This is a genomic window from Mucilaginibacter ginsenosidivorax, from assembly GCF_007971525.1.
GTDB classification, from domain to species: Bacteria; Bacteroidota; Bacteroidia; order Sphingobacteriales; family Sphingobacteriaceae; genus Mucilaginibacter; species Mucilaginibacter ginsenosidivorax.
This window is the reverse complement of record NZ_CP042437.1, coordinates 6,173,348-6,195,681: the sequence shown is the minus strand read 5'-3', so window position 1 is coordinate 6,195,681 and position 22,334 is coordinate 6,173,348. Positions and strand designations below refer to the sequence as shown.

Genomic DNA, 22,334 nt, shown 5'->3' with positions numbered 1-22,334 from the left:
TAATTAGCCGCCAATCATTACAAAAAGTCTCGATGCTTAATACGCACTGCCTGATCCTATTCTCCCGCTAATTGAAAATTAAAGGGAATGCTATAGGCTACCCTCACCGGGTGCCCATTCTGGATGCCGGGTTTCCAGGCTTTGGCCAGTTTCAGCACCCGTACAGATTCTTCGTCAAGGCCGTAACCAAGTCCGCGCACTATTTTTATATCTGTTAGCTGTCCATCCTTCTCCACAATAAAACTCACAAATACTTTACCCGATATGTTATTTTCACGAGCCAAAGCTGGATACTGCAGGTTCTTTTGTAAAAACTTAGCCCAGCCGGCCATTCCACCGTCGGGTTGCGGTAATATTTCTACTTCGCTAAACGGCCTTACCTTTTCATCTTCGGTAATAGGATTAGCTGTACCAGCGCCTCCTTTTATACCATCGGCCTCCAAAATATTTTCGGGCACGTCATCACCACTACGGTCAGTACTGGCTATGGTCGACTTTTGAAGATCGGCAACAGTATGCGGATCAACCGTTTGCTCGGCCGGCACCACAACAGGCGGCGGAAAGCGCAGTGTTTTTGAAAGCGTTTTAGGTTGAGGCAGGTCTGGCGATCGAGGGGCTTCAACTTTAGGGTGTTTTACCTCTTTCGGCGGATTAATTGGCAGTATTTCCGGTAAAACATACTCGTGTATAACAGCCCCATCAACCTTATGCCTAAAAACAATACTCCCCACAATTAAAATCGCCAGGCCGGCAAAGGCCCATCCCATAGCTTTACCCATGGTACGGCTATAATGCTGCCGCAGTTCGTAAGCACCATAAGTTTTGTTACGATGATCAAATACAAGCTCGAGCCACTCGGTATTGTACAAATTAAATTTTGTTACTGACATGATTTAAAGAATTTTATTTCAAAAATAACGACAAATCAAAACAAATAGTATATTTAATTTTGAGTAAATCAATATTTACCAAATAAAATTTCGCAAAGCCAAAACAGCGAGATAATTATTCGTACAGAATATTTAATATGATCTCGTTTAGCCGGGGCAGGACACCGGAGCAGGGCCACAAATTATCGTGCGCTTTAAATCCTTTTGTTAAAAAATCATAAATCACTAAAATTCAAAAAAAGTTAAATTCAATGAAAAAAATCCAAAAAATGCAATACACAATCTATATTTTACAGCAATCAGTGAATTAAAAAATCGAATTCTATACATATTTTTCACATAAACAGTAAAAAGGTTAAAATAATTGTAAAAAAAATGCATTTATTTTATTTTTTTACTACTTTTAGACATGTTCAATAGCCTTTATCGGTTTACGGCGTTAATTTTCCTTCTATTTTCGGGGCTTTCGGCCTCGGCAAGGGGAGGATTGTACCATGCCAGCCATAAAGACGATAAAAAAACATCGGTATCGGCCACAACCAACCATCATAGCCCTTATAACTATGATTACAGCCTTAATAATGTACCGGTACAAATTATAAATCTGCAGCAGCACCGGGGTTCGCATTCGCTGCCATTCCTTTACACAAGCCCCAATTTCTACACTATAAACGTAAAGTATCTCAATTTTATTTGCGGCAGGGGCACAAGCGAGCTATCGCGGTTCCGCAAACTCATTCTTTTTCCATTCCACGCTTTTTGGTAATAGTTAAACAATTACATGCGGCTGTGCTGATTACACAACCGTGTTTATTGTTTTTTAAAACTTAGTTTAAATACTTACAGGCATTTTGATTGGGTGCCCTGGTGTTAAGTTGATAGTACTAAGCCTTGAGTCAGAAGTCAGATTTATTCTTTTTTTGACTTGGAACTTAAGACTTTCGACTAAAAACTATTCGTCATTACACTATTGGCGTAACACTAAGTATAGTTATTGATGCTGCCCGGTATTTTGATTGGGTACCGGGCAGTTTCTTCAATGATCATTAAACTAAAAGTATTAACCAACCTTGTTTATACAGTGTTAAGCGTACCTGCACAAGGGCCAGGCTTTAACAGTTGGTTGTTATTGCAATAAAATCAGTTATTGTAGTTAGCTATCAATATTTTATAAACCGGGCTTTTTTTAAACTGGCTTTTGCTTCAGGCATTAAGCTATCAGCTTTTTATTAACTATTCCCTAAAACCCTAAGCATGAAAAAATTCATCCCATTTGGCATACTTATACTTATCATAGTACTTGCCCTTATATTTCCTTCGGTTACTTTAACAACCGTTAAAGACAGTAAAATTGATACCGGCGATACTGCCTGGCTATTGGTAAGTACTGCCCTTGTATTGATCATGACACCAGGACTTGCCTTTTTTTACGGCGGTATGGTGAGCAAAAAAAACGTGCTATCAACCATGCTGCAAAGCTTTGTATGTATGGGCGTTATCACCGTAATTTGGGTTATTTTTGGCTTTAGCCTTGCCTTTGGCGATACCATTGGCGGCTTCATCGGCGATCCGCGCACCTTTTTTATGATGAAGGGCACCCTGGGTAACGCCACCTGGAAACTTGCACCAACCATTCCATTGGTATTGTTTGCCATGTTCCAGTTAAAATTCGCAGTTATCACCCCGGCCCTTATTACCGGCGCATTTGCCGAGCGTATCCGCTTTAACTCCTATGTTATTTTTCTTTGCCTGTTTATGGTATTTATATATGCGCCTTTGGCCCACTCAACCTGGCATCCGGATGGCTTCCTGTTTGGTAAAGGAGTACTTGATTTTGCTGGTGGTACCGTTGTACACATGAGCGCCGGCTGGGCTGCGCTTGCATCGGCATTATATTTAAAAGGCCGTAACGAAACATCGCACAATCCGGCCCGCATCAGCTACGTTTTATTGGGTACAGGTTTATTATGGTTCGGCTGGTTTGGCTTTAACGCAGGCTCTGCTTTAGGTTCGGGTACGCTTGCTGCTACGGCATTGGCTACTACAACCACTGCATCTGCAGCAGCAGCAATGGCCTGGATGTTTTTTGATATCCTGCGTGGCAAAAAGCCGGGTGTGTTAGGCGCGTGTATTGGTGCCGTAGTTGGCCTGGTTGCCATTACACCCGCCGCAGGGTTTGTAACCATCCCCCACTCGTTAATAATTGGTATTGTTGCAGCAGTTGTAAGTAACCTTGTAGTTATCTGGAGAAGCAAAACCAGCATCGACGATACGCTTGATGTATTCCCTTGCCATGGCGTAGGCGGTATGGTTGGTATGTTGCTAACCGGCGTGTTCGCACATCAAAATGTAAATAGCGCCAACACAACAGGAAACGGCTTATTTTATGGCGAAACCCATTTATTTTTCCTTCACCTGGTAACTTTAGTTGGCGTATCGGCTTTTGCTTTCTTCGGCTCATTATTATTGTTAAAAATAACCGACATGATAAGCACACTACGTGTTACACCTGAAGAAGAACTGGCAGGCTTGGATATCAGCCAGCACGATGAAGAATTGTAATAACCCGAATTTCACGAATTGATTTACACGAATTGGGTCGAATTTTCACAAAGCTGCTTTGAAAGCTATAAATACGAAAGGAGGTGTTTACGAATCACCGTATCAGAACAAAAAGAAAATCAAACAAACAACAATCAAACAGAATATCAATTAACAAAAAAGAATTAACGTTTTTAATATTGTCTCGCCAAGGCTAACTAAAAACTAAAGCCGCCCTACAAGTTAAGGGGCGGCTTTTTTGATTCACACGAATTCCACGAATTGGGTCGAATTTCACCAATCTGCTTTGAAAGCTATTAATAAGGAAGGAGGTGTTTACGAATTATCGTATCGAAGAAAAGAAGATCAAGCAACCAGCACAGCAACAGTGGCAAAAAATCAAATCGCCCCGCAGTTTGAACCAATGAACCAACAGATATGTAATAAAGCGACACCAATGAACTAATGAACCAATGAACTGACACAATGACCTACCAGTCTTTCGTCGATATCTTTTTTAATGCAGGAGCGGCTTTTTTCACCGGCGCAACTTTTAACATATACGATTTTAAAACCGCACCGTTTTGCCGGCTGTAATTGAGTATCTTGTCCAAATAAACTACAACATCTCTTTTCTCCAGTTTATTTTTTGCCTCCTCCATCGGGAATATAATACCAGGATCTAAAACCTCCATACCATACCTATCGCGCTTATAAGGGGTAAATTTAAAATCGGTAAACCAATAGCGATATTTTGAATCTTTAACTTCTATCCTTAGCGCATAGCTTATTTCACCTCCAAGGCTGCCCGATAACAACGATTTTTTCAACACAACGAAACTGCCCTCCCCTATCAAAACACCCTGGCCTTCATCGGTTTTTGTAATTTTTAGCTTGCCTTTAGGATATGCTTTATGCATAAAATACAATCCCCGGCCATACAAGGTGTCTTTGCTTAAGCCCGGCTGATCAACCGTTTGGTAGTAAATGTATTTATTACGTTCATCAAAGGCCAGTGTATCTTTTTGGGCGATGGCGCTTTTTGCAGAAAGGATGCAGATTAGAGCTATAAAGATGTTTTTCATATAAGTAAGAGTCAAGAATCAAGAGTCAAGAGTCAAGATAAAAAGCACACGTGCTTTAGTATTAGAGATCAGCAAACTTATATAAGTACTTCAAATCTATTCAACTTTGAAGTTGTCTTAATTCTTGGTTCTTAACTCTTGACTCTACGCAGCTATAAAGATAAAAAGCCTCCCGGTTATATCAGGAGGCTTTTTGTAAAATAATGTTTTATTTTAAATTAGAACGCATATACAGCGGCTAACAAAAACTGACCGGCTGATTTTGAAGCAGTACCATCACTCTTCAAGAAAACATCACCAGTTTTTGTATGATCTAACCTAAACTCAGGAATGAAAGTTAAAGGACCTGATTTGATGCTGCAGGTTAAAGTTGAAGCAACAACCGAGTTACCCGGAGAAATGCCAATATCAGCACCGCCGTTTGTAGCTTTAGCTTTAAAATACTCTTCCCTTAAGCCAAAAGTAACTGCTTTTGAAACAGCTATTTGAGGATATAAGGCATAACCAAAGTAGTTATAAGCACCCATACCTGTTTTACGTGCGGCATTTAAACCTAATTTAAATGCATCGGTTATTTGGTAAGCGGTGGTTAAATCCAATATAGTACCAGAGTATTTGCCACTTGCAAAGTTAATGTAAGCTGTCCATCCTTTAACAGGTGCTAAAAACAACTGCGAGCCAAAGGTTGATACTTCTGGCGTAGCTGAATTTGCCTTGTAGGTATTCCAGTTGTCGTTAAAAATACCTGCCATTAAACTTACTTTATCAGAGAAAGCGTAAGTTGCTTTAAAGCCTGCATTTTGGAACGGGCCCGCGCTGAATAAGTAAGAAGTTGAATAGTTAAAGTTACCTGTCGGGCTAATTACCTCGTAACCTACAAATGTAGCCATGTAACCTGCAGTTAAGTTAAACTTATCGGTTACATCGTAAGATACATAAAGGTTTTGGATATGGTAGCTTGATGTACCGGTTGGCAAACCACCTAATGAAGCATCAGGAATTGATTGCTCCTGACCACGCGGACCAAAAGACATTTCGCCAACAAACGATGCCTTACCTACTTTTTTCTTTAAACCAAGATCAATCATACCAATTGATACCGAATTATTGTCAGAACCGAAAGAGGTTTGGATGTTTGGTTTATTAGCAAAATCTTTTTTGAAGTAGGTATCTACCGAACCGTAGATAACCAAAGGGGCATCTGACGTGGTTTTAACGGTATCCTGCGCTTTAACTACGAAGGTACCGGCAACAAGAGCTGATAAAAGTAAAAGTGTTTTTTTCATGATAACGATTTAATTGATTTGAATTTGATTTGGGTTGAAATAAAGCTTTCCCATTAAGCTAATGCACAACAATAGCCTTTAGTAAAAGCGGTTAAAAAATTGTAAGGTTGAAATAAAAATACCTGTGCGGTTGGCTGTAAAAGATTGTCGGCATTAAACCAACCGCACAAGGCATTAAAGATTTTTATTATACTGCAGATGGAGATGCTACACCTTTATCAAAAAGGCCGCTTAAGCTAATCTCATCATCCTGAGGTGGGTAAACTTCGATACCGTGATCGAATACATCGATACCGCCAGCACCTGTTTCACCTTCTTCTTCGATACGTAATTTCCATGGGTGGCCTAATTTGTTGATGATAAACATCATTACAAAAGTTACCACGAATACTGCAATGGTAATGGTAAAGCTACCTATCAACTGTGCTTTTAATACATCAAAACCACCACCGTAAAATAAACCTTTTACAGGTGCAGAGTTATCGGCACCAGTTGGGCCTGTAGCGCCATACTGGCCAGATGCAAATAAACCTAATGATAAAGTACCCCAGATACCGCAAAGGCCGTGTACAGATACTGCACCAACCGGATCGTCGATACGGAACCACTCGATAAGGTAAACACCTGCAAATATTACCACACCGGCAACAGCACCTAAAAGGATTGAACCCAGCGGGCTAACCCAGTAACAAGGGCAGGTAATAGCAACTAAGCCACCTAAGAAACCATTGATAGTGAAAGCTAAATCAAATTTACCTTTTGTTGGGCCAAACCATAGTGCCATAAGCATTGCGGCAAAACCGCCGGCGCAGGCAGCAAGTGTAGTATTGGCAGCAACGCGGCCGATACCTTGCATATCCATTGCAGATAAAGTTGAACCAGGGTTAAAACCATACCAGCCAAACCACAGGATGAAACCACCCACTGCTGCAATTAACAAGTTATGACCTGGAGGTAATCCGCCTTTTTCCTTATCGTCGCGGGCAAATATCCTGCCCAACCGTGGGCCTAACACCATTGCACCTGCCAGTGAAGCCACACCACCTATAGTGTGTACTACAGTTGAGCCGGCAAAATCGCGGAAAGGCTGAGCACTTAAATGAGCAAATATGCTTGAAGTACCCATTACTGCTAAGAAACCATCTGGTCCCCAGGCCCAGTGACCTATAATTGGGTAAATAAAACCTGTAATACCTATACTGTAAAGAATATCGCCACGGAAGCTGGTACGGCCAATCATTGCACCAGATACGATAGTTGAGCAAGTATCAGCAAAAGCGTACTGGAATATCCAGTGTGCCAATACAGGGATACCTGTTGAACCATAAGTATCAGGCGTATTTTGCAGGAAGAACCAGTTGGTGATGGTTTTACCATCAGCACCCAAACCACCCCAGCCAATAAAGCCGTTACCATTACCAAACATAAACGCATAACCTACAGCGTAAAATAACAAACCGCAAAGGCAAGTATCAAAAATACACTCCATTAATACGTTCACGGTTTCTCTTTTGCGGGCAAAGCCTGCTTCAAGCATAACGAAACCAGCTTGCATACCAAATACTAAAAAGGCAGCAACCAGTGTCCAAACAGTGTTAACTGTGTTAATTAACGACGTTTCATGAGCGGTGTAAGTTTCGGCAGCATGCGCAGATGTGCCAAGTACACCAGGTAAAACCATCATTGCGGCAAAAACCAGCAAGAGGCCAATCATTTTTCCTGTAAAAATGGTAGCTCCCAGCGCCCATTTCTCACGTGTCAGCTGTCGGACTGAACTTAGGAGGTTTAATTTTGTAGAACTTACTTTCATTTGTTTTTTAATTTAGTTTGATTGTTTTTTAATAGTTTAATTTTAGTTTGATTGTTGTATTATATAAATAGTTTGATTGCAAGGCATTAATTCTTCAAAAAACAACCTTAAAAAAACACTCTTTAGGTTTTGACCAATAAACACTACACTTTTTTATAAAAAATATAATATTTATAGGGTTTATGTAAATTATTTCATGAAATTAGGTAGTTATTTTAACAATAACAAATTTTTAACAAAAAAAACATGATAAAAAATATAAAAATTATCATAATCGCAATTCAAAACTAAAAAACAGGTTAAATTTTAATGAATTTTCAATGCCAAAAAGCAATAAATACCCATAAAACAGATTTACAATTACAAAAAAGACATTTTACCAAGCAAAACAGTAAAAACACGTTGTTTTGGTAAAAAAATCGAAAGAAAATAACATAAAAAGCAAATTTTAACACCATCTTTTCCATAATCCCCGCAGTAACCTTTAATATATTTAGCTTTTTGATAACTTAACAGCAGCCCAAATCATTTTATTTCGTTAAATTTTGGTGCATATTTTAAAGGATAGTTCTATTTTTGAATTTGTCTTTATTTAAAACCGTATATAAACCTATATATAATGCCTAACATCCGATTTAAAGCGCTTCAGGACGTTCTAAACAGAACTATCCCCGAGGTGAAACCGCCTGCAGCCAAAATCTCTGAATATTTTGGTGCCAATGTTTTCGATAAAAAGAAAATGAAGGAATACCTTTCGACAGAAGCGTACCAGGGTATAGTTAACTCCATTGAAAAAGGCGAGCCTATCCCGCGCGACCTGGCCGAACAGATAGCCTCGGCAATGAAATCATGGGCGCTGGGCAAAGGAGCTACCCATTATACACACTGGTTTCAGCCGCTTACCGGCACAACTGCCGAAAAACACGACGCTTTTTTTGAATCAACTGCCGACGGCGGCGCAATTGAGCGTTTTAGCGGCGATGCATTATCGCAGCAGGAGCCAGATGCTTCCAGCTTCCCGAGCGGCGGCATCCGTAATACTTTTGAAGCCCGTGGTTATACCGCCTGGGATCCGTCGTCGCCCGCCTTTTTAATGGCGCGTACCTTATGTATACCTACAGTATTTGTTTCTTATACCGGCGAGGCGCTGGACTACAAGGTACCTTTATTAAAGGCCTTAAGTGTGCTTGATAAGGCCGCAGTTGACGTTTGCCATTATTTTGACAAAGGTATCGAGAAGGTAAATGCATCATTAGGATTGGAGCAGGAATATTTTTTAGTTGATATTGCCCTATTTAACGCCCGCCCCGATCTTTATTTAACCGGCCGTACTCTTTTTGGTCATATATCTGCCAAAAACCAGCAACTGGAAGATCACTACTTCGGTTCAATTCCCGAGCGGGTGTATGCCTATATGCAGGATATGGAAGCCGAGGCCTTATTATTAGGTATACCATTAAAAACACGCCATAATGAGGTTGCTCCATCGCAATTTGAATGCGCACCAATATATGAAGAAATAAACCTGGCCATTGACCACAACCAGCTCCTGATGGATTTGATGGACCGTGTGGCCCGCCGTCATAACTTTAAAGTATTGCTTCACGAAAAACCTTATGCCGGCATTAACGGATCGGGTAAGCATAACAACTGGTCGTTAATTACCAATACGGGTAAAAATCTGTTGTCGCCGGGCAAAACGCCTAAGAACAACCTAATGTTCCTTACCTTTTTTGTAAATACCATTAAAGCGGTTCATGAACATGCCGATTTGTTAAGGGCGTCTATCGCATCAGTGAATAACGATCATCGCCTGGGCGCAAATGAGGCACCTCCGGCTATCATATCTATTTTCCTGGGCAGCCAGCTAAATGATGTGCTGGATGAAATAGAAACATCGCGTATCAGCAAGAAAATAAAAGAGGATAACCTATTATGGCAAGGCATTCCTAAAATACCACAGATACTGCCTGACAATACCGACCGTAACCGTACTTCGCCATTCGCGTTTACCGGCAATAAATTTGAATTGAGGGCGGTAGGTTCGTCGGCCAATTCGGCCAGCCCGATGACAATCCTTAACCTGATTGTTGCCGAGCAGCTTAAGAAATTCAAATACGATGTAGATAAACTGATTAAAAAAGGCGAAAAGAAAGACCTCGCCTTATTGATTGTTATCAAAAAATACATCAAGGAGTCAAAAAACATCCGTTTTGAGGGCAACGGTTATAGCGACGAGTGGGAAAAAGAAGCCGAACGCCGTGGTTTGGCCAACATTAAAACTACGCCAAAAGCACTGGACGCATTTTTATCCGAAAAGGCAGAGATCCTGTTTGCCGAAACCGGCGTATTTAGCCCCCGTGAAGCGCATGCCCGCCATGAAATTTTATTAGATAGCTTTTACAAGAAGCTACAGATAGAAGCCCGCGTAATAGGCGAACTGGTTCAAAATGTAATTATTCCGGCTGCTATAGAATATCAAACCAAACTGATAAACAATGTAAAAGGCTTAAAAGATTTAGGGCTTGCACCATCAACCTATGAAGCCCAGCTTGACCTGATCACTAAAATTTCTGATCACGTTAACTTCATCAAAACCAATGTTGACCAAATGGTTGACGCCCGCAAAACAGCCAACGCCGTGGAAGACATTCGCCAGCGCGCTATTGATTACGATGAAAAAGTTAAATCGTTCTTCGCCCCTATCCGCTACCGGGTTGATAAACTGGAGCAGCTGGTAGATGATGGCATGTGGCCGTTACCTAAATTCAGGGAGTTGTTGTTTTTGAAATAGACACACGAATTGCACGGATTTAGGCGAATTTCACGAATGCCTTACAAATGCCACTAATTTTCAGGAGTTAGTGGCATTTTTTCTTGACTTTACAGCAATCAAACACTTTTTCAATCTACAAATACAAACTAATCAGCTAATATCGATTTTACTTTATATAAGGTCTAATAATTAATTTCACAAACGGTTTTTAGTTCAATATTGGGTTTTAGGAAATGAGAGAACATTTTCCAAAAAGCAGCCTTTCTTTCTTTAAGGGTCTTAAGATACCTGTTATGCGTTATTTTCTTTCTCATATACCACCACGCCCTTTCAACTGCATTGAGATCAGGGCTGTATGGTGGTAGGAAAAACAATTCTAATACCGGATGCCTTTCAATCCATGCGTTTATTTTCTTTGCATGGTGGTAGGCTACATTGTCTAATACCACAATTATCTTTGATACTCCTTTATAGGTTGCCAGTATTTTCTTCAGATGTTTCTTAAAGGTATGGCTATTGCCTTTATCTGCAAAACTTACCGTTATTTGGCCCGTATCATAATTATAACTTCCGAAAACAGTTTGCCTTTCCCTTTTTCGCTGCTTACACGGTATCTGAGGTTGTTCGCCTTTCTTTGACCACCCGTAGCTTACCGTAGCCGTGTTGGACAGCGAACACTCGTCTTCGTAAAGCAATACACTATCCGGGGGCAATTCAAGGAGTTTTTTTTAATGCCACTTTAAATGCTTCTTGTTTTTGTGTATCCGTTTCAGGGAATAAACCCCGCCCTTTCTGATAGGTAAAGCCTAATGATTTAATAATATTATAAATCTGGGCTTTCTTATAAACAAGGCCGTAATTCTTTGCTATCCATTCGATCAACAACGGCCCTGTCCATGTAGCGGTGTTATAACCATGGCCTGCGGGCGATTCCTTTGTCAACAAATCAGCTATCCTGTTCCGCTGTACCTCATTCAGTCTTGCTGTCCGGCCCCTGCCTGGCTTATCCCTTAAACCGTCTATGCCTTCTTTTTCAAACCGATGTACCCAATTAGTGATTTGTTTAAAACTGGTATTATATAATTCTTCCAGTTTTCTGCTTGGCTGTCCTATGGATACCTGGTAGACAGCATACAAACGTATCCCTATTGTGTAACGCTCATCGTCCCGGAACATTGCTTTTATCTCATCCGGCGCATAATTCTCTACCTTTAATACTGGCCTTGACATTTTGTATCTCCTTTCTTTTTATAAAGATACAATTATTATTGTGTAATTATTTAATGGACTTTATGTAAACGTTTTTTGCCCTCTGCCATTCAGCGTTACTTTTATTTGGTCGTTAAAAAAACTCTGTAGAAAAGGCCAACTACTTGCATTAACGCCACCATTACCATTTTTGTCGATATTATCAAGAATTTTCAAATTGCCCATATAAATTAGCTCGCTTTTAAATTTTTGCAGGTCTTTTCTCCAGATAATAAATCTATAGGCACCCACATAATAAGGTTTCATATCTGTATATATACCCCACATTTTATTTAAGGCCTCATCTGAATACTTAAAATGCCCCTCCTTGGTATTTGCTACTCCAAAAAACTCACCGTCTATTATGTCGTTTATTGATGGCACCCTTGGTCTACTATAAGTTAAAGCTGCGAATGTATAGTGATGAGGACTACTTTCTTTGTAAACACTCGTACAAATAATAGCCTTATAATTATCATCAATGGCTTTAAAGGCAAAGGCATCTCCTGGGTTAATAATCATAAATCGAATTCAAATTTATTGCTTCTAAAGCTACGCGAATAAATCACTTGCTTTATGCTGCTCGATAATTACTTCACGATATTTGCTTAACAGGGCCGATTTGGATATAAAGCCGATGAATAAGCCATCCTTTGCAACCGGCAGCTGCCATACATCAATAGCATCAAAAGTTTCCATTACGCTGCTGGCAGGTTGCTCGTAATCAATTACTGCTGGTGGTACCGTCATAATATCGGCGATGGTTTCGTCGGCTTTCTCCTGGTTAAACAGGCGCCTGCGTATATCATCAACCAGTACTACCCCTTCCAATCTTCCATCCTCTTTAAGTACCGGGAATATATTGGCATCCGTTACCGCCAGTGTCTTATAAAAATCATTAACAGTAGTTTGCTTATCAATAGCGGTATATTTCCTGTTGATGATGCTATCAAGCGATATCGCGTTCAGCATGCCGTAATCCTGCCCGGGGTGAATATTTTTTTCGTGGATAAGGTGCTGCCAGTAAATATTATGAGGCGATGAAAGGCGCGATATGATGTAGGATATAGATGACACAATCATAAGCGGAATAAACAACACATACCCACCGGTAATTTCGGCAATCAAAAATATCGCGGTTAGGGGGGCGTGCATCACGCCGCTTAAGGCACCGGCCATACCTACTGCTATAAAATTACTGGTATTTAAATGTATCAGCCCGGTAAGGTTTACGCCATAAGCCACTGTTAACCCCAAAAAAGCCCCGGTAAACATGGTGGGCGCAAACGAGCCGCCGTTGCCGCCCGAGCCCAGGGTAATACCGCTGGCAATTATCTTCATAAAAACCAGCGCGATAATAAACAAAAGCATAAACCACTGATTTGACAGCCAGCCAGCAAAAAACGATTCGTCTTTAAGCGCATCAATGTTGCCATTTAAAATAGCTTGCAGGTAATGATAGCCTTCGCCAAACAATTGGGGAAATATCATAATAATAAGGCCCAGGAACAGTCCCCCTAAAAGCGCACGCACATACCTGTTTTGTTTTTTTAAAATGCCGCCCTCCAGCTTACCCCCTACCTTATTAATATAGATGGCCATCCAGCCGCTAAACAGCCCCAGCAGAATGTAAAAAGGGATAGCGGTAACCACCCAACCCTCGGTAACCAGGTGAAATAACTGCCCCGAGTATAATAACTTAGATACAACAACCCCTGTTGCCGATGCGATAAGCAAAGGGATAAAGGTAGGAATGGTAATTTCGCCAATGAGTATCTCCAACGAGAACAGTACTCCGGCTATTGGACTATTAAATACTGCAGCGATACCCGCGGATGCCCCGGCAGCCAGTAGTACTGTTTTTTCATAAGGCGTAAGCTTAAAAAACTTGCCCACGTTTGACCCTATGGCAGCCCCGGTAGCTACAATAGGTGCCTCTAAGCCTGCCGAGCCGCCAAAACCCACCGTTAACGAGCTGGTTACAATATGCGAGTAAACGTTATTGAGCCTGATGTTCGACCGGTTCTTTTTAATATTAGCCAGGATACTGCCTATCCCCTTTTGAATTTTATCTCTATTACCCAGGTGTTGCCAGGTTACTGCTAAAAAAATACCCAGCGCGGGTAAAAACACATAGGCTATATGATAGTACAGGTGCGATGAAATATTACGGCTTACATCCTCCATAAAGTGCACCAGGAATTTTAAGGCTATTGCCGCCAGGCCGCCAAAAAATCCGACAAACACACTGCAATAAATTAAAAAGTTCCGTTGGCTATTACGCCTCAGGCGCCAGCGGTTTATTTTATAGGAGATTGTTTTTAACACGAATTTCACGAATTAGGTTGAATTAACACCAATTCCACCACACACTGCAAGTTATAAAATTTGATAATCATTCGTTAAAATTCATTCTATTTATAAAATCCATACTTTACTAATTCGTGCCTGTTCTATTCAATTCCTGCAATTCGTATATAAAATTCGCGTAATTCGTGCGTATATTTGCCCATGATTTCTTCGCAAAGATATGATCAAAGGGGTGTATCTGCCTCTAAAGATGATGTACATAATGCCATTAAAAACATTGATAAGGGCATTTTCCCAAAAGCATTTTGCAAAATAGTCCCCGATATATTAACAAACGATGAGGCGTATTGCAATATTATGCATGCTGATGGCGCAGGCACCAAATCGTCATTAGCTTATACTTATTGGAAAGAGACCGGCGACATATCTGTATGGCGTGGCATAGCCCAGGATGCTATTATCATGAACCTTGATGATTTGCTTTGCGTTGGCGCTACTGATAACATCCTGCTGTCATCAACCATTGGCCGCAATAAAAACCTGATACCTGGCGAAGTAATAGCGGCTATTATAAACGGCACCGAAGAAATTTTAAGCGAACTACGCGATGCCGGTATAGGCATTTACTCCACCGGTGGCGAAACTGCCGATGTAGGCGACCTGGTGCGCACCATTATTGTAGATTCTACTGTTACCTGCCGTATGCCGCGTACCGATGTTATATCAAACCACCGCATTCAACCGGGCGATGTTATTGTGGGTTTGGCATCATATGGCCAGGCCACTTATGAAAAAGAATATAACGGCGGCATGGGCTCAAACGGATTAACATCTGCCCGTCATGATGTGTTTAACAAAACCATCGCCGAAAAATATCCCGAAAGTTATGATTCGGCTATCCCTTATGACCTTATCTTCAGCGGTAGTAAAAACCTTACCGACCTGGTTGATATTGGCAACGGGCAAACCATAACCGCAGGCAAACTGGTATTAAGTGCCACGCGCACCTACGCACCTATTATAAAAGCTATACTTGATAAATACCGCAGCCAGATTAACGGCATGGTACATTGCAGCGGCGGCGCGCAAACCAAAGTACTGCACTTTATTGATGAGCTGCATATCATCAAAGACAACCTTTTCCCTGTTCCTCCATTGTTTAAGCTCATTCAGCAGGAATCAAAAACCAGCTGGCAGGAGATGTACAAGGTATTTAATATGGGGCACCGCATGGAGCTTTACGTACCTGCTGAGGTAGCACAGGATTTAATAGCCATATCCCAAAGTTTTGGCGTTGATGCCCAGGTTATCGGTCGTGTTGAAAAAGCCGACACCAAAAAAGTAACCGTAACATCGGAGTTTGGGGTATTTGAGTACGAATAGATGTGCAGATTTTAAATGTGCAGATATGCAGATGATGGATTTAGTTGGCACTACAATACTTTGTGTAGCTAAGTTTTTATAAATCATTACTATCTGCCACAAAAAACCATTATTTGAGTAGATTTAATTTAAAAAATCACTCCTTTATGCTCAGGTTTCTATCAGCAGAGTCGCCATTTAGTTTATGGGGCATATTTTTGGCCGAAAACCTGCTGGTTACCGCAATGGCCCTGGCCTTTGGTTACCTTGTACTCAAACTTAACCGGAGGCCGGTACAAACGGCATCGCGCAATGAGGTATTGATTTGCCTGCTTACCAATTTAATTAATACGGCCATAACCTATGCCGGTTTCTGGCTTTGGCAGCATGGGTATATTGTTATGAGCTTTGCCATCAATTGGCTTATCCTGGTTGATTTTGTGGTTTTATTTTTGCTGATGGACCTGGCGATGTTTATTTTCCATTACGCCATACATCACTCCGTAATTTACAAGGCTGTTCACCGTTTCCATCATCATTATACCGATCCTATCCCCATTGATCTTTTTGTACTACACCCGGTAGAAACTGTTGGCTTTGGATCATTATGGCTTATTATAATCGCGATGTTTAATTTTAATTTTTATGCTGTTATAATTTACCTCACTGTAAACGTATTTTTTGGCATCATGGGGCATCTGGGTATCGAGCCTGTTCCGGCCCAAATCAGGAAAGCAATTCCGTTCAGGTATCTTGGTACATCATCATTCCATCATGATCATCATTTAAACATCCATTATAATTATGGCTTTTACACCACCATATGGGATAAACTGTTTAAAACTTATAAATCTTAGCCGGAAATTAATCGCGTTGATATCTACCCCCATGAATTTTAAGATGTATAAAAACAGAAAACCCGGCCAAAATTGGCCGGGTTTTCTGTTTTTATAGTTAGGTTATATTAGTTAAATATATAACGTAAACCTAACTGGGCCTGCCAGCGTGAAGCCTGGCTGATATCGGCTTTGTATGATGATTGCAATGGCACTAAGTTAGTTGCATCAAGATACGGGAATGAATATGTAGCTTGTTTTTGACCTGCTGCATTGGTAACAGCACCTATGTATTTGGTAACAGTTGATGATCCATTGCTGAAACCGGTAAATGAGTTTTGATAAACACCCCAGTTACGGTTAAGTAAGTTACCAATGTTGATGATATCTAAAGATATTTCAATGGTATTTTTCACTTTACCTGCAGTTACAAAGAAATCCTGTGCAATGTGTAAATCGGCTCTTTTAAAGGTTGGCAAAATAGCACCGTTCCTTTGAGCATATTCACCTCTGTGTTTGCTCAGGTATGGATCCTGGTTAATAAAGTTATTTAACTGGCTCCAAAGCTGATCTGCTGTACGTAAATCTTTAGCGTCATTTGGCACCAGGATAATGTCACCTTTGTTTTTAGGGATAAACATTAAATCGTTGGTAGCACCATCACCGTTTGGATCGCCCGAGGTAATGTATGATACGGCACCATTATTAGCAGCTTCAAATATTAAACCAATGGTTGTTGCAGCATGTTTAAAGTACTCATGTTTGTATGAGAATGAAGCAATTACCCTGTTTGGTTGTACATATGAGCTATTTGAAAGGTTATCGGCATTTGGATTACCTGCTACGTAACGGGTGCTCCAGATAGTTGATGCGGTTGAACCACCATCGTTAACATCTTTTGAACCTGTATGGGTGTAAGCTACGTTAGCATACAAACCATTGCTGAAGCTTTTTTGTAATTGGGCAGTAACAAAGTATGAATAGCCTTTGCTGGTGTTGGTCATGTAATACAAACCGGTGATAGATGGGTTTGCAGCAGTTGCAGCAGCAGCGGCAGGAGTTGTATTTTTTGAATCGTAACGGATTTGACCTTCCGGACCAGCTAATGTTGAATAACCATCAGATAGTACCAGGTTTTGGTGGTAAATAGCGTTAACATCTTTGGTGTATGAACCTTCTATTGTAGCAATGATACCACCTGGCAATCTTTGATCAATAGCTAAGTTCGACCTCCAGATTTTAGGATACTTCAATTTAGGGTTGGCAACATCTAACTCGTATGATGTATTAGCAACACCAGCACCGGCAGCCGGGCGGTTAGCATTAACATCAGGGTTAAATATTAAACGGGGATCGTTTGGAGTTGCACTTTTGTTAACAGTATACGAACCAAATAACACACCGTTGTTTGATGCCTGGTTAGATACCCATACAAATGGAACTGTACCGGCAAATAAGCCTGTACCACCACGTAGTTGTGTAGTACCATCGCCAAACACATCGTAGTTAAAGCCTAAACGTGGTGATAATTGCACCCTGTTTTTAGGTAATACCGATGGATCAACATGCGTACCACCCTGGAATGTTAAAGGAGGTACATTTGCGTTTTGCTGCAATGTTGTTGGGAATACGTCATAATCAGCACGTAAGCCGTAAGTTACCCTTAAGTTATCAGTAACATGCCATTTATCCTGTATGTACGCGCTATAAATAGAAGCGTTGATTTTAGCATAAGGGAATGAACCATCTGGCAATGCAGAGTTACGTGTTGAATACTGAGTAGCCGGTAAGCCATTCAGGAAATCGTAAGCAGAGTTGTAAGTATATAAGCCATTATAGTTTGGCGCAAAACCGTTTGTGTAGCGTTGTGCCTGGCCTGTGATACCCACAGTAACCTCGTGTTTACCTGCGTAGTAAGTTAAATCATCAGAAAACTGAAGGATGTTTGTGCTTAACAAGTTACCTGCAGTAAACAACTCATAACCAAAGCTGGTTGTAACAGCCGACGCAGTAGTTTCTTTACCTGTAGATGGATCGTAAACACCATTACCAATATCAACCATTGGTATAGCGGCACCGCCTAATGACGCACGATAATCGCGCAGGGCAGAGTAGCCGGCAGTTAACCTATTTGAGAATGAATTGCTGATACGGGTATCCAACTCGATAATACCAATGTTAAAGTTATTATTGATGCGGTAACCTGAACCATAGAATGGCAGCGTAGTAACACCTGGTGCACGGGTAGTATTGCTGATACCTGTGATACCTGAGTTACTTGCAGGCTGATCTTTATATGATTTCAAATAAAAATACTTAGCACTTAAAGTGTTATTTTTATTGATGTTCCAATCTAACTTAACGGTAATCTTGTCGCTATGCGTAGTATAGCTGTAGCCCTGGTAAGCACCCGGATCATAGCTATATTTTGATTTCAGGTAATCAGAAATTGAGTTTAAGGTTGCAGCATCAGCTTGTGACACGGTAGCACCGCTTACCCCTGGGGTTGCAGCTACGTATGCAGTAGCCGGATTGCTGATGCGTTCCTGCTCGCCTGATAAAAAGAAGAATAATTTATTCTTGATGATTGGACCACCAATGCTTAAACCATCCTGGTGATAGTTAAAAGGTGTTTTAACAATATCAGTAACACCTGCATGGTAACCGGTAAGGCCGGTGCTGCGGATGTAATCATAAACTGTACCTTTAAATTCGTTGGTACCTGATTTTACTACAGTGTTAACACCTGCACCGGTAAAGTTACCCTGACGAACGTCATAAGGTGCAATATCAACCTGGATTTGGTCAATCGCATCTAATGAAATAGGCTGTGAACTTGTTTGGCCACCCAAAGTACCTGATAAACCAAATGAGTTGTTAAACAACGCACCGTCAACAGTGATGTTGTTGTAACCGCTGCTACGGCCGCCAAAGCTTAAACCGTTTGCAGATGGAGTCAATTTAGTGAAGTCAGATAAAGAACGGTTAATAGTAGGCAAACTTTCAATTTGCTGACGGCTGATAGTTTCGCGGGCGCCGGTACGTGAAGAGTTAATTACTTTACTACCGGAAGCTGTTATCTTTACTTCGCCCAAAGTAGCTGTATTATCCTCAAGCGCGGCAGAAAGCTTTTGATCCTGGCCGATAGATAATGTAATGTTATCCTGCTGGTAAGTTTTGTAACCAATAAAGCTTACTTTAAAGGTGTACGGACCGCCAACCCTTAAGTTGGGGATGTTAAACCGGCCGTCTGAACGGCTAACAGTTGCATACACTGTACCGGTTGGCACGTGTGTAATGGTTACCGTAGCACCCGGGATGGCACCTTTAGCATCGGTAACGATACCGTTAATGCTGGCGGTGGTAACCCCCTGGGCAGCCGCATTCCTGTTAATAAGGAATGTAAAACCGGTTAATAATAATAAAAGAAGTAAATGCTTCCTCATAAATTGCTTTTTTAATTATACTTTGAGTTAATTGGCAGCAAAGATAACTAATCCCCTCATTGTCAATGTTAAGTTTATGTTAACAATCTTTATATATTTTTCAACATAATGTCATAAAATCACACAAAATGCATAGTAAAAAGGTAGATTTAATGTAATACTTGTAATTATCTTGTTACTTTAATCTGCACAAACACCGGGCTGTAAAAATAATTTTTTATCGCCCTGGTAAAATGATCGTTTTTCTCATTTCGCCCCTTTTTACTTAGCTTTGCGCCTTTAAAATGTAGCCCCCTGCGTTTATTACACATCCGGCTATAAATCCGTTCAAAACAAAAATTTAGTTATCAAAGTATATCATTAAAAATATGGACTACGATTTAATTGTTATAGGGTCGGGCCCGGGTGGCTACGTAGCAGCTATCCGTGCTTCTCAGCTCGGTTTAAAAACTGCCATTATCGAAAAAGAATCATTAGGTGGCATTTGCCTCAACTGGGGTTGTATCCCAACTAAAGCCTTATTAAAAAGCGCCCAGGTTTTTGAATACCTCAACCACTCGCAGGATTATGGTATTAAAATAAACGGCACAGGCGAAGTTGATTTTGGCGCGGTTATCAAACGCAGCCGCGGCGTAGCCGATGGCATGAGCAAAGGCGTACAATTTTTAATGAAAAAAAACAAAATCGAAGTAATAAACGGTTTTGGTAAATTAAAATCAAAAGGTGTTGTTGAAGTAAAATTAAACGATGGCAGCACTAAACAAATTACAGCCACCAGCATCATTCTTGCAACAGGTGGCCGCAGCCGCGAGTTACCAAATATAAAACAGGATGGCGTTAAAGTTATAGGTTACCGCCAGGCTATGATATTGCCAAAACAGCCAAAATCAATGGTTGTGGTAGGATCTGGTGCTATAGGTATCGAGTTTGCTTATTTTTATAACTCAATAGGCACTAAAGTTACCGTTGTTGAGTATTTGGATAATATTGTACCGCTTGAAGACGAAGAAGTTTCAAGAAACTTACAACGCATATTAAAAAAGCAAGGCATCAACATCCTTACCGGCGCCAACGTAGAATCTGTTGACAGCACCGGCGAACTTTGCAAGGTAAATGTAAAAACGGCGACAGGCATGGAAGTTATCGAGGCCGAGATTGTTTTATCTGCTGTAGGTATATCTACCAATATTGAGGGTATTGGCCTGGAAGAACTTGGTGTTAAAACCGAGCGCGGCAAAGTATTGGTTGATGACTATTACAAAACCAATATTGATGGTGTTTACGCCATTGGCGATATTGTAAAAGGCCAGGCCCTTGCCCACGTTGCATCTGCAGAAGGTATTATCTGCGTTGAAAAAATTGCAGGTCAAAACCCGCATCCTTTAGATTATAACAACATTCCGGGTTGTACTTATTGCTCGCCCGAAGTGGCATCAGTAGGTTATACCGAAAAAGCGGCTAAAGAAGCAGGTTACGAAATTAAGGTTGGTAAATTCCCATTCTCGGCATCGGGCAAGGCAAGTGCCGCCGGCGCCAAAGATGGCTTTGTAAAACTGATATTTGATGCCAAATACGGCGAATTCCTGGGCGCGCACATGCTGGGTTACAACGTTACCGAAATGATTGCCGAAGTAGTTACAGCCCGCAAGCTGGAAGCTACCGGACACGAGATCATTAAATCGGTTCACCCGCACCCAACCATGAGCGAAGCTGTAATGGAAGCTGCCGCCGCTGCTTATGACGAAGTAATACACTTGTAAAACAAGTCCATAGCCGATGGCCGATAGTCCATAGTTATTTTTTTTAACTTTGAACTATCGGCTTTTTTACATCTATTGTTTTTTCGAACTATGGTCTATGGACCATTGGCTATTGACTAATCATGAAACTACACACTATCGATACCGGCTTTTTTAAATTAGATGGAGGCGCCATGTTTGGGGTGGTACCCAAAACCATTTGGAACAAAACTAACCCTGCCGATAGCAATAACCTATGCACCTGGGCCATGCGCTGCCTGCTGGTTGAAAACGGCAACCGTTTAATATTGGTAGATACCGGTATTGGCAATAAGCAGGACGAAAAGTTTTTAAGTCATTATTATTTACATGGCGATGCTACACTGGATAGTTCGCTTGCCGCACTTGGTTTTCACCGCGATGATATTACCGATGTATTTTTAACACACCTGCATTTTGACCACGTAGGCGGTGCAGTAGTGCGCAATGGTGAAAAACTGCTACCCACCTTCAAAAATGCAACATACTGGAGCAACCCCAAACATTGGGATTGGGCAATAAATCCTAACGACCGCGAAAAAGCCTCTTTTTTAAAGGAGAACATATTGCCCATACAGGAAAGCGGCCAGTTGCAATTTATAGATGCACAGGACGGGATCAACTTTGCCGAAGGTTTTTATATCCGTTTTGTATCCGGCCATACCGAAGCGATGATGTTGCCGCTTATTAGCTACAAAGGCAAAAAAATACTTTACATGGCCGATCTGCTGCCCTCTGTAGGCCACCTCCCACTACCCTACGTAATGGCTTATGACATGTTCCCGCTTACTACCCTCAAAGAGAAAAAACTATTCCTTACAGAGGCCCTGGAGCAGGATTATGTACTTTACTTTGAACACGACCCGATAAATGAGTGCTGCACATTGCAACAAACAGAAAAAGGCATCAGGGTAAAAGATACATTTAAATTGAGCGAGTTGTAACCATTCATCCTCTGAATAACAC

The 22,334-nt window shown here is 41.0% G+C and carries 17 protein-coding genes; 8 read left to right on the top strand and 9 right to left on the bottom strand.

The genetic code is table 11. The features are described 5' to 3' along the window. Positions 1-56: 56 nt before the first annotated feature. Entirely contained in the window at positions 57-890 is an 834-nt protein-coding gene (locus FSB76_RS25910) for an energy transducer TonB (protein WP_147058589.1), read from the bottom strand. Positions 891-1,299: 409 nt separating this feature from the next. Here FSB76_RS25910 and FSB76_RS25905 point away from each other — a divergent pair, with 409 nt between their 5' ends. The 3 genes from FSB76_RS25905 (at position 1,300) to FSB76_RS32275 (ending at position 3,897) form a co-directional block, all read left to right on the top strand. After that, entirely contained in the window at positions 1,300-1,656 is a 357-nt protein-coding gene (locus tag FSB76_RS25905; protein WP_147058587.1) for a hypothetical protein, read from the top strand. 488 nt (positions 1,657-2,144) lie between these two features. Further along, the gene (locus FSB76_RS25900; RefSeq protein WP_147058585.1) at positions 2,145-3,452 is read left to right on the top strand and encodes an ammonium transporter; all 1,308 of its coding nucleotides are present in this window, start codon (positions 2,145-2,147) and stop codon (positions 3,450-3,452) included. Between the two features lie 286 nt (positions 3,453-3,738). Further along, complete coding sequence (locus FSB76_RS32275; RefSeq protein ID WP_158642987.1) at positions 3,739-3,897, top strand: hypothetical protein; 159 nt, start codon at positions 3,739-3,741, stop codon at positions 3,895-3,897. 25 nt (positions 3,898-3,922) lie between these two features. Here FSB76_RS32275 and FSB76_RS25895 read toward each other — a convergent pair whose 3' ends face one another. The 3 genes from FSB76_RS25895 to FSB76_RS25885 form a co-directional block, all read right to left on the bottom strand. Beyond that, positions 3,923-4,516: a DUF4468 domain-containing protein gene (locus FSB76_RS25895; RefSeq protein WP_147058583.1), complete on the bottom strand. Its 594-nt coding sequence runs from the start codon at positions 4,514-4,516 to the stop codon at positions 3,923-3,925. A 218-nt stretch (positions 4,517-4,734) separates the two neighbouring features. Further along, a complete protein-coding gene (locus FSB76_RS25890) occupies positions 4,735-5,802 on the bottom strand; it encodes a porin (protein ID WP_147058581.1) in 1,068 nt (355 codons plus the stop codon). 187 nt (positions 5,803-5,989) lie between these two features. Next, positions 5,990-7,612: an ammonium transporter gene (locus FSB76_RS25885; protein ID WP_147058579.1), complete on the bottom strand. Its 1,623-nt coding sequence runs from the start codon at positions 7,610-7,612 to the stop codon at positions 5,990-5,992. A gap of 619 nt (positions 7,613-8,231) precedes the next feature. Here FSB76_RS25885 and FSB76_RS25880 point away from each other — a divergent pair. Further along, positions 8,232-10,406, top strand: coding sequence for a glutamine synthetase III family protein (locus FSB76_RS25880; RefSeq protein WP_147058577.1), 2,175 nt, complete (start codon positions 8,232-8,234; stop codon positions 10,404-10,406). A 164-nt stretch (positions 10,407-10,570) separates the two neighbouring features. Here the strand turns inward: FSB76_RS25880 and FSB76_RS25875 are convergent, their stop codons facing one another. From FSB76_RS25875 to FSB76_RS25860, 4 genes are read right to left on the bottom strand one after another with little or no spacing between them, the layout of a single operon-like run. Further along, positions 10,571-11,101 carry an IS630 family transposase gene (locus tag FSB76_RS25875; protein WP_225976314.1) on the bottom strand — a complete coding sequence of 177 codons (531 nt, stop codon included), beginning with the start codon at positions 11,099-11,101 and terminating at the stop codon, positions 10,571-10,573. 1 nt (position 11,102) lies between these two features. After that, entirely contained in the window at positions 11,103-11,618 is a 516-nt protein-coding gene (locus FSB76_RS25870; protein ID WP_147053445.1) for a helix-turn-helix domain-containing protein, read from the bottom strand. A gap of 60 nt (positions 11,619-11,678) precedes the next feature. Further along, complete coding sequence (locus FSB76_RS25865; protein WP_147058575.1) at positions 11,679-12,158, bottom strand: hypothetical protein; 480 nt, start codon at positions 12,156-12,158, stop codon at positions 11,679-11,681. A 30-nt stretch (positions 12,159-12,188) separates the two neighbouring features. Next, complete coding sequence (locus tag FSB76_RS25860) at positions 12,189-13,883, bottom strand: chloride channel protein (RefSeq protein ID WP_147058573.1); 1,695 nt, start codon at positions 13,881-13,883, stop codon at positions 12,189-12,191. Positions 13,884-14,147: 264 nt separating this feature from the next. On the opposite strand from FSB76_RS25860, the gene FSB76_RS25855 reads away from it, so the two are divergent. Continuing rightward, the gene (locus FSB76_RS25855; RefSeq protein ID WP_225976313.1) at positions 14,148-15,329 is read left to right on the top strand and encodes an AIR synthase related protein; all 1,182 of its coding nucleotides are present in this window, start codon (positions 14,148-14,150) and stop codon (positions 15,327-15,329) included. Between the two features lie 146 nt (positions 15,330-15,475). Next, positions 15,476-16,165, top strand: coding sequence for a sterol desaturase family protein (locus tag FSB76_RS25850; RefSeq protein ID WP_147058571.1), 690 nt, complete (start codon positions 15,476-15,478; stop codon positions 16,163-16,165). A 107-nt stretch (positions 16,166-16,272) separates the two neighbouring features. Here FSB76_RS25850 and FSB76_RS25845 read toward each other — a convergent pair whose 3' ends face one another. Then, positions 16,273-19,590: a TonB-dependent receptor gene (locus tag FSB76_RS25845; RefSeq protein ID WP_147058569.1), complete on the bottom strand. Its 3,318-nt coding sequence runs from the start codon at positions 19,588-19,590 to the stop codon at positions 16,273-16,275. Positions 19,591-19,958: 368 nt separating this feature from the next. On the opposite strand from FSB76_RS25845, the gene lpdA reads away from it, so the two are divergent. Beyond that, positions 19,959-21,350 (top strand): dihydrolipoyl dehydrogenase, encoded by a 1,392-nt coding sequence (gene lpdA / locus FSB76_RS25840; protein ID WP_147058567.1) that lies wholly within the window; start codon positions 19,959-19,961, stop codon positions 21,348-21,350. A gap of 122 nt (positions 21,351-21,472) precedes the next feature. After that, on the top strand, positions 21,473-22,312 hold the full coding sequence (locus tag FSB76_RS25835) for an MBL fold metallo-hydrolase (protein WP_147058565.1): 840 nt from the start codon (positions 21,473-21,475) through the stop codon (positions 22,310-22,312). The last annotated feature ends 22 nt before the right edge of the window (positions 22,313-22,334 follow it).

Excerpts from the sequence above, each read along its gene's own strand:
- FSB76_RS25910 (WP_147058589.1), bottom strand. The coding sequence starts at position 890 with ATGTCAGTAACAAAATTTAATTTGTACAATACCGAGTGGCTCGAGCTT.
- FSB76_RS25905 (WP_147058587.1), top strand. The coding sequence starts at position 1,300 with ATGTTCAATAGCCTTTATCGGTTTACGGCGTTAATTTTCCTTCTATTT.
- FSB76_RS25900 (WP_147058585.1), top strand. The coding sequence starts at position 2,145 with ATGAAAAAATTCATCCCATTTGGCATACTTATACTTATCATAGTACTT.
- FSB76_RS25895 (WP_147058583.1), bottom strand. The coding sequence starts at position 4,516 with ATGAAAAACATCTTTATAGCTCTAATCTGCATCCTTTCTGCAAAAAGC.
- FSB76_RS25890 (WP_147058581.1), bottom strand. The coding sequence starts at position 5,802 with ATGAAAAAAACACTTTTACTTTTATCAGCTCTTGTTGCCGGTACCTTC.
- FSB76_RS25885 (WP_147058579.1), bottom strand. The coding sequence starts at position 7,612 with ATGAAAGTAAGTTCTACAAAATTAAACCTCCTAAGTTCAGTCCGACAG.
- FSB76_RS25880 (WP_147058577.1), top strand. The coding sequence starts at position 8,232 with ATGCCTAACATCCGATTTAAAGCGCTTCAGGACGTTCTAAACAGAACT.
- FSB76_RS25870 (WP_147053445.1), bottom strand. The coding sequence starts at position 11,618 with ATGTCAAGGCCAGTATTAAAGGTAGAGAATTATGCGCCGGATGAGATA.
- FSB76_RS25865 (WP_147058575.1), bottom strand. The coding sequence starts at position 12,158 with ATGATTATTAACCCAGGAGATGCCTTTGCCTTTAAAGCCATTGATGAT.
- FSB76_RS25855 (WP_225976313.1), top strand. The coding sequence starts at position 14,148 with ATGATTTCTTCGCAAAGATATGATCAAAGGGGTGTATCTGCCTCTAAA.
- FSB76_RS25850 (WP_147058571.1), top strand. The coding sequence starts at position 15,476 with ATGCTCAGGTTTCTATCAGCAGAGTCGCCATTTAGTTTATGGGGCATA.
- FSB76_RS25845 (WP_147058569.1), bottom strand. The coding sequence starts at position 19,590 with ATGAGGAAGCATTTACTTCTTTTATTATTATTAACCGGTTTTACATTC.
- lpdA (WP_147058567.1), top strand. The coding sequence starts at position 19,959 with ATGGACTACGATTTAATTGTTATAGGGTCGGGCCCGGGTGGCTACGTA.
- FSB76_RS25835 (WP_147058565.1), top strand. The coding sequence starts at position 21,473 with ATGAAACTACACACTATCGATACCGGCTTTTTTAAATTAGATGGAGGC.